Below are 13,329 nucleotides of genomic sequence, written 5' to 3' on the forward strand. Positions count from 1 at the left end.
GAAGAAGCCGCCCATGATAGCGTCCGATGCCGCTCTTCACGGATGGTTCCTCCATCCGGTGGAGAGGTCGAGGTATCAGCGCCGGCGTGTGCCAAATGCGGCCCCGGGCGTTGTGGGCGCGGCCGGGGTTGGCGCCGCCAGCGGCAAACCCGCCACCCAGTCGAGCACCTCGCCGATGGCCTTGTCCGACGCCTGCGTGAGCGCCGTCACCCCACCCGCAGCGTCAGGGCTGGGCGCAGGCGCATCGGCCTGCACCACGCGCTGGTCGATCACCCCGCGCGCCAGTGACACCGTTGCCCGCAGACGCACCACGCCCCGACTGGCTTCAGGCCTGTCGAACACCTGTGAAAAGTCGACCAGCTCGATACGCAAGCTCGGCACATCGGGCGTGGGATAGCCGACCACATGGCCGCGCGCGGCCGCCGCATTGCGCAAGCGCGCGTCGAACAGGCTCACAGGCGATTCCACCCAGCGGCTGTTGGCGTACGCGTCGGTGCGCTGGCTTTGCGCATAGGCGAGGCGGTAGTAGATGGCGTTGCCATCCATCCAGCCGGGGCCGGCCACGTCGGCCACGCGCAAGGCGGTAGGCAGGCGTGCGCCTGCGCTGGTGGCCGGCGCGAGCCCAAAGTCATACAGCGCGGCGGGCGCCACGGGGGCGCTTGAGCAAGCTGCCAGAAGCGACAGCGCCATCAAAGCAGGCAGCGCGTGCGAGCGGCGGAACACAGCAGAGAACATCGGCATGGAATCTCCTCAGGGCTGGGCCGAAGCGCGGGCGGCGGGCGCGGTGAAGCCGGTCTCACCGGGGCCGGGCGCGCCGGGCGCGGGGCCAAACAGCACGCTCTGCGGCCGGGCGTTGAAGTCGGTCACGGCATGGTCGAAGCCGCGCACAGCCTGGCGAGCCTCACGCGCAAAGCCGTTGAGTTGCGGCAGCGTTTCGTAGGTCAGCACGTTGGCGGCGGATTGCATCGATTGCGTCGCCGCCGTCAGATCGGTCCCGGCGCCGGAAAGCGTCGTCATCAACGGCCCCTTGGGGTCGGACAGCGATTGCGTGAGCTTGCGCGTGGCCACCAGCGTGGAATCGAGGTTGTCAGCAATCTTGGGCAGACGGCGCACGGTCGGCTCTGCCTGCTGCGCGAGCGTGCTGTAGGCGTCCATCGTCTTCTGGAACGATTGCAGCGACGCCGTGACCTGTTGGCGGTGCTCGTCGTCAAACATGATCGACAGCGAGTTCAGCGTCTGATCGAGCTTAGAGAGCATCTGGTCGCCGCGCTTGTCCAGTTCGTCGAGGAAGCCGGCTTCCATGCGAATGCGAGCGGGGTCCTTCTGGGATGTGGCCAGGCGCACCGGGCTGGGCGCGTGCTGGCTGTTGTCGAAGCCGCGGTCGTCGAGCTGGACGTAGGCCAGACCCGTCACACCTTGGTACGCCAAGCGGCCATACGTCGTGGTGGTAATGGGCGCATCCTTGTCGACCAGCACGCGCACGACGATCTGCCCCGGCACCTTGTCGTCAAAGCGGATGCTGTCGACCTTGCCGACGTCCAGGCCACGATATTTCACGGAAGCCTGTGGGTTCAGCCCGTTGACGGTGGAACGCGTGACCACGTCGTACGGCACGCGTACGGTCTGGTCGCGGTTGAACCACATGACGGCCAGCCCGATGAATATGACCAGCCCGATCGTGAACAGCCCGGCCAGGAATGCGTGGGCCTTGTTTTCCATCAATCCTCCTGCGTCGAAAGCGAGGCTGCAGCCACCGCCTCCGTCATCTGCGGGCCCAGCGCCATCAGGGCCCGTTTGCCCCGCTCACCCAGGAAGTATTCCTTGATGAACGGATGATCGATCTGAATGATCTGCTCCAGCGGCTTGGCCGCCACCACCTTGCGATCCGCCAGCACGGCAATGCGGTCGGACAGCGCTACCAGGGTGTCGAGATCGTGCGTCACCATCACCACGGTCAGGCCCAGCTCCTGGCGCAACTCGCGGATGAGCGCAACGTAATCGTCCGATGCGCGCGGGTCCAGCCCGGCGGTCGGCTCATCCAGAAACACCAGCTCCGGCTCCAGAGACAACGCCCGTGCCAGCGCCACGCGCTTGATCATGCCGCCCGACAGGTCCGACGGCATCTTGTCGGCATCGGTCGATTTGAGCCCCACCATCTGCAGCTTGAGCATCGCCACGCGCTGGACGAACGCGTCGGGCAATGTGCGCAATTCGCGCATCGGCAACGCCACGTTGTCGATCACCGACAGCGCAGAGAACAGCGCGCCGTGCTGGAACTGCATGCCCCAGCGGTTGCGCATCGACTGCAGATCGTTGCCCACCTGGCAGGTCAGCTCTTCGCCAAAGATGTGGATCGTGCCCGAGGTGGGTTTCTCCAGCCCCACCACCTGGCGCAGCAGCGTCGTCTTGCCGCTGCCCGAGCCGCCGACGATGGAAAGCACTTCGCCGCGAAACACGTCCAGATCGATGTTGTCCAGCACGGTCACCTTGCCATAGCGCTTGGTGACGCTGCGCACCTCGATCACGCGTTCGCGCGCGGGCGTGATCGCCGGCGGCGCCCCGGCATGCTCGATATGCGGATGGCGGGGGCGCGTCATATCCCGACGTCCTTGAAGAGGATGGCAAACACGGCGTCGGCAAGGATGACGATGGTGATCGACACCACCACCGACGTAGTCGTGCCCTCGCCCAGGCTCTGCGTGTTGGGCTGGATGCGCAGACCGAAGTGGCACGCCACCAGCGCAATCAGCATGCCGAACACCACGCCCTTGCCGATGCCGAGCCACAGGTTGGCCACCGGCACCGCATCGGGCAACGAGGTGATGAAATACGTCGGACTGATATCGAGCTGGAACTTGGCCGCAAGAATGCCGCCCGCCAGCGCCAGCAGATCCGTCCACGCCACCAGCAGCGGCATGGCAATCGCCAGCGCAATCACCTTGGGCAGAATCAGCCGAAAGCCGTGGGAGATGCCCATCACGCGCATCGCATCCAGCTCTTCAGTCACCCGCATCACGCCGATCTGCGCAGTGATGGCTGACCCCGAACGCCCGGCCACCAGAATCGCAGCCAGCACCGGTCCAAGCTCGCGGATGATGGCCATCCCCAAAATGTTGACGATGAAGATGCTGGCCCCAAACACGCGCAACTGGTTGGCCGACAGATAGCTCAGCACGATGCCGATCAGGAAACCCACCAGCGCCGTAATGCCCAGCGCCTTGTAGCCCGTGCTGTAGATGTTGGCGGAGATCTCGCGCCACGGCCCGCGATGCGGCGCGCGCACGAACCTGCCGAAGTCGAACATCAGTTGGCCAACCATGGCGATGCCGTTACGGGCGTGATCGAAGAAATCGAGCATGCCCTCGCCGAGGATCGCCACCGGGTTCATGCGCGGCGCCAAGCGCTGCTTCCAGCCGCCGGGGTCGAGCTTGGCAACGCGATCGAGCATGCGGCGCTGGTCGGGCCGGGCATCCAGGTGTTCGGGCCACTGGTTGCCCCAGGCGCGCCAGAGCAGTTGCGCGCCAAAGTGGTCGATACGGCCGACTTCGGTCAGGCACCACGCGTTGGCGTTGTCCAGCCCGGCGCGGATCTGCTGACGTGCGCTGCGCACGCCAGCGCGCTCGGCCAGCGCGAGCGTGGTCCAGTCGCCGGAGAGAAAGGCGACGGAGCGTCCATCGACAACGCGCACCTCAAGCTGCGGTGTACGGCAGGTGATCAAACGGTTCTCCGTAAGCGGTGATGCCGGATATCGGTCGAATTGTAGCCAACGCGCCGCCAAACGCTGTCACACTGGCTGCCACACTGTGAGGCCTTTGCATCGCTTGAAGCAAGCGCCAGTCCCGTGTTTGCAGCACCGCTCGTACAATGCGCGCATTCTTAGCGCGAACTTGATCGCCCGTTTTTTATGTCTCTTGCCGAACCCTCCGCGCGGTGGCGCCTTGCGCGCGAGCGCATCCAGCCCAGCGGCCCGGCTGCCGGCTGGCCTGTCGATGTGGTTGAGACCACCGGCTCCACCAGCGCCGACCTGATGGCCGCCGTGCGTGATGCCGCCTGGCCTGCCAGCACGACGATTCCCGCCCCAGCCGGCGCCGCGCCGCTGCTGGGTGCGCGCGTGCTGGCCGCGCAGCGCCAGACCGCCGGGCGCGGTCGCCAAGGCCGCCCGTGGGGTGGCGACCACGGTTTGACCTTCTCCATCGCCTGCGCCTTTGCGGGCGAGCCCGCGCAGCTTGGCGGACTGAGCTTGGCCGTGGGTGTGGCCGTGGCCGACGCCGTGGCTGGGTACGCGGAAGCCCGGGGCGGGAGCGGACAGGCGCTCGCACTGAAATGGCCCAACGATGTGCAAATTGCGGGGCGCAAGCTGGCCGGCATCCTGGTCGAGACCGTACGGACAGAGCCGGGCCGGACCTGGGCCGTCATCGGCATCGGCCTGAACCTGGAACGGCCGCGCGTGCTGGAAAACACGCTGGGCCGCGGCCTGTCAGGCGTGGAAGAACTGGTGGATGCGCCAGAGCCGAATGCCGTGTTCTCGGCACTGCTCACGTCGCTGGGTGAACACCTGCAGCGCTTCGGCGCACAGGGCCTGGCGCCGTTCGTTGCGCCGTTTGCCGCCCGCGATGCCTTTGCCGGCGAGCGGGTGCGCCTGTGGCAGGACGGCACCATGGTGCTCGAAGGCGTGGCGCATGGCATCGATGCACAAGGCCGGCTGGCGATCGAATCTGGCGGACGTGTGCAGTGGATCCACAGCGGCGAGGTTTCCTTGCGCAGCGCAGACGCGGAACAGCCATGACGCGCCTGAAGGCTTCCGCCGCGCACACCACCCCTGCCCGTCCGCTGTTGCTGATCGACGCGGGAAATACGCGCATCAAGTGGGCATGGATTGCCGGTGGTGCCGATGCCGAACTCGCCCTGCCCGAAGAACCCGGCGGCACACCCTGGCAGCATGCGGGCGCCCGTGCGCACGATCGATTGGCTGAACTGGTGGAAGACTGGCGCGATTGCCACGCCTCCGGCGTTGCCCCGCCCGAGGTATGGATCAGTGCAGTGGCTGGCCCGGCACTGCGCGATGCACTCACCGCGCGCATCGCCCGCGTGTTCGACGGGGCACGCGTGCGCATTGCCGCGTCGGAAGATGCCACCGCCGGCCTGCGCAACGGATATCGCGACCCAACGCAGCTTGGCACTGATCGGTGGGTTGGCGCGCTCGGCGCACGCCACTTGTGGCCCGACGCGGCCCTGCTGCTGGTAACCGCAGGCACCGCCACCACACTCGACATCGTCACGCCCGATGGCCTGTTTGCCGGCGGCCTGATCCTTCCCGGCCTCACATTAATGATGCGCGCGCTGTCACGCAACACGGCGCAGTTGCCCGAAGTCGATGTCAGCTACCTGAGTGCGGGCGACGTCGTTGCGCCGCCCTGGGCCGACAATACGCAGGACGCCATCGCGCTGGGCTGCGTCATCGCACAGGCGGGCGCAATTGCGCAGACGTGGATGGCACTGCAGAAGCAATACCCCGGCCCGGCACGCTGCGTGCTGAGCGGCGGAGCACGCGCCGCGCTGGGGCCGCATCTGCGCATGCCGTTCCAGATGCACGATAATCTCGTGCTGCTCGGCCTGCAGGTGCTGGCGCGCGCGCGCCGGGAAGGTGCCGCGACGCTGGCCTAGCCTCGGTCGGCCGGGCTGCAGTTTTCGTCTGACGTCTTACCGTTGTTGCTGCTGTGTTCCTGCATTCCGAGCCACCGTCCGAATCCACGTCCGTTCGCACCATGACGCTTCGCCTCGCCCTGCTGCTCCTGCTGCTCGTCAACGGCGTTCTGCTCGCGGCCAATACCGGCGTGTTCGGGCCAGAAGTGTCCAAGGCGTGGTTCGAGAGCGAGCGCGAGCCCGATCGCATGCGCCGTCAGATCCGCACCGAAGCCATCCGTATTCTCGAACCGGCACCCGCTTCTGCACCGGCCACCGCCTTACCCCAATCGGCGCCAGGCTCGCCGCCGGCGGCGTCGGCGCCTGCCGCATCGAGTCCGCAAGCGAACATCGAGCATACGGCTCTGACCACCACTACCACCTCTGACAGCGGCGGCAGTTGCACCGAACTCGGCGGCCTGACCGAAGCACAGGCCACGCGAGGCATCGACCAGCTCAAGCAGCTGGCCGGCGTGCAGGTTGAGCGCATCACGCGCCAGGAAGACAACCGCTGGTGGGTCCACATGCCGGCCCGCGACACGCGCGACGACGCCGATCGCAAGGTGGCCGAACTCAAACGCCGCAACGTGGCGGATTCAGCCATCGTGCAAGAAGGCAATACGTTTGTGGTGTCGCTCGGTCTGTTCCGCGACAAGGAGCGCGCGCAGCAGCGTCTGGACGAACTGCGCGCCAAGGATGTGCGCACGGCCGTGGTCACGCAAACGCGCCGGCTCGGCTCGCAGACCTCGCTACGCGTGACCACCACCGCCGATGCGGCATCGGGCGTCGTAGCCCAACTGGCCGCACTGAAGAAAACGCTGGGAGCCGAAGACCTGCACGCTTGCGCGGCAGTCACGGCATCGCGCTAAGCGTTCAGGACGACGCGCGCACGCGCTTGAGCAGCGCCGTCGTCGAGCGATCGTGCTCAAAGGGAATCGCCAGCGCCGTGCCGCCCCAGCTACGCACGACACGCGTTTCTTCCAGCGCATCGATGTCATAGTCGCCGCCCTTGACGTAGATGTCGGGACGCACGCGCTGGATGAGTTCGACCGGGGTTCGCTCGGCAAACAACACCACCAGACTCACCGCTTCCAGCGCAGCCAGCACGGCCAGGCGATCGTCCTGCGTGTTGAGCGGGCGGTCGTCACCCTTGCCCAGCATCCGTACCGAGGCATCGGTATTCACGCCCACCACCAGCGAAGCGCCCAGTGCGCGCGCCTGCGCCAGATACGTGGCGTGCCCGCGATGCAGGATGTCGAACACGCCGTTGGTGAAGACCAGTGGGCGCGGCAAGGCACGCACGCGGGCTTCCACATCGACGGAGTCGCAGATCTTCTGTTCAAAGGCGGGCGCGGGCTGGCGAGCGGTCATGGCAAAAGCGAAATCGGGGTGGAAAACAAAACGGCCCATCGAATCGATGGGCCGCTCACTGCCAGTGGCAAGGATCAGGCAGCTTGTTCGGCCGAGCCGAGCAGACGTGCGTTGAGTTCCTTGCGGTAGCGGTTCAGGTCTTGCACGGTTTCGAAGGTGCGCTCGAACAGCAGACCCATGTTGTGCAGGATGCGCTCGATGACCTTCTTTTCCCAGCCGGCGTCGAACTTGATCTGCTCGTCCAGCCAGTGCTCCAGCCAGTCCGGGTTCGGCAGGCGCGACTGCACGGTGTCTTGCGGGAACAGCGCCTTGTTCACGTGCAGATTGGTCGGGTGGAGCGGCTTTTCGGTGCGGCGCGCCGAAGCCATCAAGACGCCGATCTTGGCGAATGCGCTGCGCGCGCTGTCGCCGAACTGGCCGAGGTATTTCTTCATGTAGCGCAGGTAGGCGCCGCCGTGGCGGGCTTCGTCCTGCGACAGATGCTTGTAGATTGCCTTGATGACCGGCTCGGTGTGCCATTCGGAGGCACGGCGATACCAGTGGTTCAGGCGGATCTCGCCGCAGAAGTGCAGCATCAGCGTTTCCAGCGGCGGGGCCGGATCGAACTCGAAGCGCACGTTGTGCAACTCTTCTTCGGTCGGTACGAGCTCAGGGCGGAAGCGGCGCAGATATTCCATCAGCACCAGCGAGTGCTTCTGCTCTTCAAAGAACCACACGCTCATGAACGCCGAAAAATCGGAGTCGTGACGATTGTCACGCAGGAACATCTCGGTGGCCGGCAGGGCAGACCACTCGGTGATGGCATTCATCTTGATGGTCTGCGCTTGCGCGTCGGTCAGCAGCGACGCATCGAACGTGTCCCACGGAATATCCTTTTCCATATTCCAGCGGACCGCTTCCAACGACTTGAACAATTCGGGATAGAGCATGGTAAGCCTTTGAATTTGCAGGCGGATTCTAGCAGACATGCTTGACCCGCCCCCGATTTTCGTGGTTGCCGGAGCAAAGTTCTGCGCCGCCCGTTTCCTCGTGACAACAGGCCTGCCGGCGCCACAATCGCAACGTGGCTTGGCGACCCCCTCACACGCGATGCGGTCGCGCGTTGTCTCGCGGTACGCCGCGATGTGATCGGCAGCGCGGTGGCCGTCCGTCTTTTGTGTCAGACCGGGCACCGCCGGGCAAGGTTTCCAGTATAGGAAGCGCTGCAATTCGTGGGGCGAATGGCGCGCAACGCATACCGCACATTTCACCTGAGGCGACCCCGGGGCGTTATACCCTAGACTGAAGACAAACTCCGGCTCGCCGGCTGAGCGTCCGCTTTTGGAGATTCGCCATGTTGCTTTCTGCCACCGTTTCCGCGCGTCGGCCGCGCCTGCAATTGCACGCGTCGGGTGTGCTGCGTCGACATCATCTGCTGATGATCGCCATTGCGATTGCTATTGCCGTGATCGCGTTGCTGCTGCCACGCACGGGGCATGCCGCCACTTCGAGCGCCCCAACCACCGCGCAAGCACCGGCTGCCGCAGGCGCCTGCCCCGCCAGCCTGAACTTTCGCGTCAAGCGCTTGCAGGACGATGCGCCGCAAGACCTCTGCCAGTACGCCGGCCGCGTCGTACTGGTAGTCAACACCGCCAGCTATTGCGGCTACACGCATCAGTACGAAGGGCTCGAAGCGCTGTACGCGAAGTACCGCGACAAGGGCCTGGCGGTGCTGGGTTTTCCGTCGAACGACTTTCAGCAAGAACCCGGCAACAGCAAGCAGATCGCCGACTTTTGCTACAACACGTATGGCGTGAAATTCCCGATGTTCTCGAAGACAGCGGTGGTTGGCGCGGGCGCGTCGCCGCTGTATTCGTGGCTGGCGACGCAGACGGGCCAGCCGCCCAAGTGGAACTTTCACAAATATCTGCTGGACCGCACCGGCCGCGTAGCGGCGGTGTTCCCGAGCAGCATCGAGCCGAGCGACCCAGCGCTCATCAAGCGCATCGATGCGCTGTTGGCTGAACCGTCGACACGCTCGTCGCGCTGATCAGGCTGCGCGCATCGTGTCAGGAATCGCGCCGTACAGGAACGCGGCCAGCTCGTCGCGACGGGCTTGTACGTCGCGCTCGCCCAGGTCGATCAATTCTTGCGTGAACTCGGGTTCGAAGAGCAGATAGCTCGCGAATGCCGCACCGCGCGCTTCGGTGCCGCCCAGCGGCTTGAGCAGCGCACGCACCGTGCCCGGCAGGCGCTGCACGTGGCGCGAGGCAATCAGCTCGATGCGCTCGGACGGCGCCATCACCAGCACTTCGATCTTGCGCCAGCCGTCGCGCGCGTCGGCAATCTCGGGGTTGCGGGCCACCACTGCGTTGACGTGCTGCAGCCGTTCGATATCGGCCGAGAGCCCGTCAAGAAAGATGCTCGCCAGCGCCTGCCCCGCGATCTGCGCGAGCGACGGATAGCCGGACGCCGGCACCGTGTCGTACCAGCCCGGCTGCGAGCGAGACGCGGCGCCCACCACCAGAATGCGATTCGCGCCCAGATGAATGGCCGGGCTCAACGGCGACATCTGGCGCATCGTGCCGTCGCCGAACCATTCGTCGTTACCTTCGAGCGGCACCGGCTCGGCTGGGAAGATGAACGGGATGCTCGACGAGGCGAGCATGTGCGACACGCCGATCTCATCGGATACCGCAATCCGTTGCGAACGCCGCCACGGCAGCACCACATGCGGCGACTGATAGAACGTGACGTGGCGCCCAGTGGTGTATGACAGCGCGGTGATGGCCAGCGCGCGCAGCGCTCCGGCATCGAATGCGGCCTGCACCTGCTGACCGTCGTGTTGCGACTCAAGCAGTTCACGCAGCGGCGTATTGTCGAACAGTGCGCGCGGCGTGCGGCCGGTCATCCAGCCGAACGCCAACGCGGTCAGCCACCGGGCACCGCTGGAGCCCACGCGGCCCACGTCCGTGCGATAGACACGATCGGCATGCAGGCTGCCCCAGAGCTGGGTGAGCGCCTCGGTGGCGAGCGTGAAATCCTGTGCGCCGCGTGCGAGGCCCAAACTGTTGATCGCCCCCGCCGACGTACCGCAAATGACGTCGAACGGCGTGCGAGCCACCCCCGGCGCGTACTCCCGCGCCAACTCCGCGATGCCGCGCAGCACACCCACCTGATAGGCGGCCCGCGCGCCGCCGCCCATCATCAAGAGCGCAGTGCAGTCTGGCGACATCGATCAGGGCGTGTCGTTGGCGGGCTTGCGCGGCGCAGATTTCGCCGGCGCTTTCTTGGCAGCCGCCTTCTTGGTGGCTGGCTTGGCCGTGCTGCCCGCAGGCGTCTTGGTGGCCGGCTTCTGCGCCGGCTTGGCGGCAGCGCGCTTGGGCTTGGCCGGCGCCGTCTTGTCTTCGATGTCTTCCGGCGCCGCGTCCAGCCCTTCCGCGCCCGGAGCCCCCGCAAACCCAGGGAAGCCTCCTGGGAAACCCGGCATCAGGTTCTGCGGCATCGGCATGGCGGCGGCAGCGGAGCTGGCGATCTGGTTGAACTGCTGCTGCAGCATGTTCCACCACGGCGAGGGGTCCAGCGCGGCTGCGGCGGCACGTGCGGCAGCTTGCGCCTGCGCGGCGGCCTGGGCCTGAGCCTGGGCATTCTCGGCGCGGGCTTCGGCTTGGTCGTCGTCAGTGTCTTCTTCCGCCTCGGCCTCGTCTTCGGGCGGCGGTTCGTCTTCGGCCGGCTTGGCTGTGGCGGCCGTGTGCGGCCACGCGGGCTTGGATTCTTCGTCAGTCGAGGACGCGCTCGGCGTCAGGCCGTCGAACGCGGACTTCATGGCATCGGGCGTCAGCGCGGAGCCGAAGGTCTGCAAAGCCACCAGCGTGGCGCGCTGCACTTCCAGGCCCTGGATTGCCGTGCGCAGCAGGCTGGCGTTCAGTTGCAGCCAGCCCTCAACAGCGCGCAGGTCGTGGATGCGCTTGTCGATTTCCTCGAGATCCATCGGCGGCGCGGCAAAGCTGGCCATGTTGGGCATGCCGCCACCGGCCATCCCGGCAAAGCCGCCGCCCCACAGCTTGCGCAGAAAATCGAAACCGCCTTCGGCGAAATTGGGCATCTGGGTGAACATGGTGTCTCCTACAAATCGGTCGGGGTCGGGCGCACGGGCGTGTTTCCTATCAGGCGCCATCAAACGTGGGCGGACGCTTCTGGCGCAGGCTCGCAATGCCCTCGCGCACGTCGGGGCCCGCAAAACCCATGAATTCAAGCGCCAGCGATGTATCAAAACTTGGACCCGCCAAGCGCAACCAGTTGTTCAGCGCGTACTTGGTCCAGCGGATGGCCGTCTGCGAACCCGCCGCCAAGCGCTCGGCGATTTCGAATGCGCAGTTGACGAGATCCGCTTCGGGCACGGCTAGCGAGACCAGCCCAATGCGCTCGGCCTCCTCGCCCGTCATGGACTCGCATAGCAGCAGGTAGTACTTGGCCTTGGCCATGCCGCACAACAGCGGCCAGACAATGGCCGCATGGTCGCCCGCTGCCACGCCCAGGCGGGTGTGGCCATCGACGATGCGGGCGTCCTTGGCGGCGATGGAAATATCGGCCAGCAATCCGGCGACCAGCCCTGCCCCCACGGCCGGGCCGTGCATGGCGCTGACAATGGGCTTGTCGCAGTTGATGACGTTGTAGACGAGGTCCCGCGCCTCGTGCCAGACGCGCGTGCGCACGTCGAAGTCTTCGGCCATCTGCTCGACGAGGTGCAGATCGCCGCCGGCCGAGAAGCCCTTGCCCTCACCGCGGATGAGCGCGACGCGCACCGAGGGCTCGGCGGACACATCGCGCCAGATCTCCGCCAGCTCGCGGTGCAGGCCGGCATCGGCAGTGGACAGCTTGCGGTTGGCCGACTGCGCCGCGCCCATCACGATTTCAAGGATGGGGCCGTGCTGGACGAGCGTCAGCGCCTGATAGCGGGCAAAGCGGGGAGCGAGCGAGGTCATAGCGTCCGAGGTAATGGATCAAGCATAGCGGATGAGATCGCACGTGCAACGCGGGATGTGCGCCACCGTCACTTTGCGGTATCGGCCAAATGCCATTGGCCGCGGCGGATCTGCGCCATCACGCGGGCGCGCTGGTCGAGGCCGACGTGGTCTTGCGGGCTCATGTTGACCACGCCGGTGCTGGTGGGCAGATCGCGCACCTGCTCCAGTACGTCGCGCAGCGCCTCGCGAAAGGCCGGCGTGCCCGGCTTGGCCCGCTTGAGCGCAACCGGCACCGCACGCTGCAACAGCACGCCGATGTCACCCGTGTAGGCGGCGAAGATCGACACGCTTCCCTTGCCGAAGGCGGCCTCGTAGCGACGCGCAAAATCCAGCGCCTGCTTCTTGGCAGGGTTGGTGTCGGACAATTCGGCGGCGACCATCACGGGGCCGGTCGGCACGTAGGCGCCTTCGCAATCCTTGCCGCACAGCCTGACGAAATCGTTGTTGGAAACGCCGTGATTGAAGTAGATCTTGCCGGTGTAGCCGCGCTCGGCCAGCGCCCGGGCCGGCAGCGCGGCGGGCGTTCCGGAGCCGCCAATCACCACCGCGTCGGGCTTGTTGGCCAGCAGATGCAGCACCTGCGCGGTCACGCTGTTGTCGGTGGGCGAAAAACGCTCGGTATCGGTGATGCGGATGTGCTTGAGATCAGCAAAGCGCTGCACCTCCGCCAGGAAGGCCTCGCCCAGCGCATTCGCAAAACCGATGTAGGCGATGGTCTTCACGCCATGCGCGGCGGCGTGCTCGGCAATGAGCGATGCCATGTGCGAATCCGAGTGCGGCGTCTTAAAGATCCAGCGCCGCTTCGCATCCATCGGCTCGACCAACCTGGCGGATGAGGCCAGCGAAATCACAGGCGTCCTCCCCTCGGCCGCCGCGTCGATCATCGCCAGCGTATTCGGTGTCGTGGACGAGCCCACGATCACGTCCACGTTGGACTCGCTCATCAGCTTGCGCGTGTTGGTGACAGCGCGCGTGGTGTCCGACGCGTCGTCCAGGACAATCACGTCGACCTTCTCACCGCCGATCTCTCGCGGCCACAGCGTGGTGGCGTTCTTCTCGGGCTGCCCCAGCGAGGCCTGCGGCCCAGTGGCCGACACCGTCACCCCGATGCGGATGTCCGCCAGCGCGGCGGAAGACAGCAAAGCCAAACCAACCAGTACGCCCGCATGTCGCCACTTCGGTCGCTGCATTGGGGGTCTCCTCCCGTGGTTTGGCAAAGAGCGTAGCGGTTTTGCGGCGGTTTGGCGATGCGGAGTCGCCCAGGCTAGAC

Annotated in this window: 14 protein-coding genes; 4 read left to right on the top strand and 10 right to left on the bottom strand. The window is 66.1% G+C overall.

Annotated features, from left to right (window positions below; all coding sequences use genetic code 11):
• Window positions 1-75: 75 nt before the first annotated feature.
• From DOD19_RS13810 to DOD19_RS13825, 4 genes are read right to left on the bottom strand one after another with little or no spacing between them, the layout of a single operon-like run.
• A complete protein-coding gene (locus DOD19_RS13810; RefSeq protein WP_112186121.1) occupies window positions 76-741 on the bottom strand; it encodes an ABC-type transport auxiliary lipoprotein family protein in 666 nt (221 codons plus the stop codon).
• A 9-nt stretch (window positions 742-750) separates the two neighbouring features.
• Window positions 751-1,719: an MlaD family protein gene (locus DOD19_RS13815; RefSeq protein ID WP_112186123.1), complete on the bottom strand. Its 969-nt coding sequence runs from the start codon at window positions 1,717-1,719 to the stop codon at window positions 751-753.
• Window positions 1,719-2,597 carry an ABC transporter ATP-binding protein gene (locus DOD19_RS13820; RefSeq protein ID WP_024976803.1) on the bottom strand — a complete coding sequence of 293 codons (879 nt, stop codon included), beginning with the start codon at window positions 2,595-2,597 and terminating at the stop codon, window positions 1,719-1,721. Before DOD19_RS13820 ends, DOD19_RS13815 begins: the two co-directional genes overlap by 1 nt.
• Complete coding sequence (locus DOD19_RS13825) at window positions 2,594-3,718, bottom strand: ABC transporter permease (RefSeq protein ID WP_024976804.1); 1,125 nt, start codon at window positions 3,716-3,718, stop codon at window positions 2,594-2,596. The genes DOD19_RS13820 and DOD19_RS13825 overlap by 4 nt, the downstream gene beginning before the upstream one ends.
• Window positions 3,719-3,904: 186 nt before the next feature.
• Here DOD19_RS13825 and DOD19_RS13830 point away from each other — a divergent pair, with 186 nt between their 5' ends.
• From DOD19_RS13830 to DOD19_RS13840, 3 genes are all read left to right on the top strand, one after another.
• Window positions 3,905-4,786 (top strand): biotin--[acetyl-CoA-carboxylase] ligase, encoded by an 882-nt coding sequence (locus DOD19_RS13830; protein ID WP_112186125.1) that lies wholly within the window; start codon window positions 3,905-3,907, stop codon window positions 4,784-4,786.
• Window positions 4,783-5,664 (top strand): type III pantothenate kinase, encoded by an 882-nt coding sequence (locus tag DOD19_RS13835; RefSeq protein ID WP_112186127.1) that lies wholly within the window; start codon window positions 4,783-4,785, stop codon window positions 5,662-5,664. Before DOD19_RS13830 ends, DOD19_RS13835 begins: the two co-directional genes overlap by 4 nt.
• Before the next feature lie 101 nt (window positions 5,665-5,765).
• Complete coding sequence (locus tag DOD19_RS13840) at window positions 5,766-6,551, top strand: SPOR domain-containing protein (protein WP_112186129.1); 786 nt, start codon at window positions 5,766-5,768, stop codon at window positions 6,549-6,551.
• 4 nt (window positions 6,552-6,555) lie between these two features.
• Here the strand turns inward: DOD19_RS13840 and rfaE2 are convergent, their stop codons facing one another.
• Window positions 6,556-7,053, bottom strand: a complete 498-nt coding sequence (gene rfaE2 / locus DOD19_RS13845; RefSeq protein WP_024976808.1) for a D-glycero-beta-D-manno-heptose 1-phosphate adenylyltransferase — start codon at window positions 7,051-7,053, stop codon at window positions 6,556-6,558.
• A gap of 74 nt (window positions 7,054-7,127) precedes the next feature.
• Entirely contained in the window at window positions 7,128-7,982 is an 855-nt protein-coding gene (locus DOD19_RS13850; protein WP_009239234.1) for a ferritin, read from the bottom strand.
• A 404-nt stretch (window positions 7,983-8,386) separates the two neighbouring features.
• Between DOD19_RS13850 and DOD19_RS13855 the strand changes: the two genes are divergently transcribed.
• Window positions 8,387-9,082, top strand: a complete 696-nt coding sequence (locus tag DOD19_RS13855; protein WP_024976809.1) for a glutathione peroxidase — start codon at window positions 8,387-8,389, stop codon at window positions 9,080-9,082.
• On the opposite strand, the gene DOD19_RS13860 is transcribed toward DOD19_RS13855, so the two are convergent.
• The 4 genes from DOD19_RS13860 to DOD19_RS13875 all read right to left on the bottom strand — a co-directional run bounded on the left by DOD19_RS13860 (window position 9,083) and on the right by DOD19_RS13875 (window position 13,249).
• Window positions 9,083-10,267 carry a patatin-like phospholipase family protein gene (locus DOD19_RS13860; RefSeq protein ID WP_051541470.1) on the bottom strand — a complete coding sequence of 395 codons (1,185 nt, stop codon included), beginning with the start codon at window positions 10,265-10,267 and terminating at the stop codon, window positions 9,083-9,085. It abuts the gene before it with no gap.
• 3 nt (window positions 10,268-10,270) lie between these two features.
• Window positions 10,271-11,149, bottom strand: a complete 879-nt coding sequence (locus DOD19_RS13865) for a PhaM family polyhydroxyalkanoate granule multifunctional regulatory protein (protein ID WP_112186131.1) — start codon at window positions 11,147-11,149, stop codon at window positions 10,271-10,273.
• Window positions 11,150-11,198: 49 nt separating this feature from the next.
• Window positions 11,199-12,017 (bottom strand): enoyl-CoA hydratase/isomerase family protein, encoded by an 819-nt coding sequence (locus DOD19_RS13870; protein ID WP_024976812.1) that lies wholly within the window; start codon window positions 12,015-12,017, stop codon window positions 11,199-11,201.
• Between the two features lie 68 nt (window positions 12,018-12,085).
• Entirely contained in the window at window positions 12,086-13,249 is a 1,164-nt protein-coding gene (locus DOD19_RS13875) for an ABC transporter substrate-binding protein (protein WP_112186133.1), read from the bottom strand.
• Window positions 13,250-13,329 lie beyond the last annotated feature (80 nt).

Origin of the sequence: Ralstonia sp. GX3-BWBA (assembly GCF_003290055.1) — a bacterium.
In the GTDB taxonomy this organism is placed as follows: Bacteria; Pseudomonadota; Gammaproteobacteria; order Burkholderiales; family Burkholderiaceae; genus Ralstonia; species Ralstonia holmesii.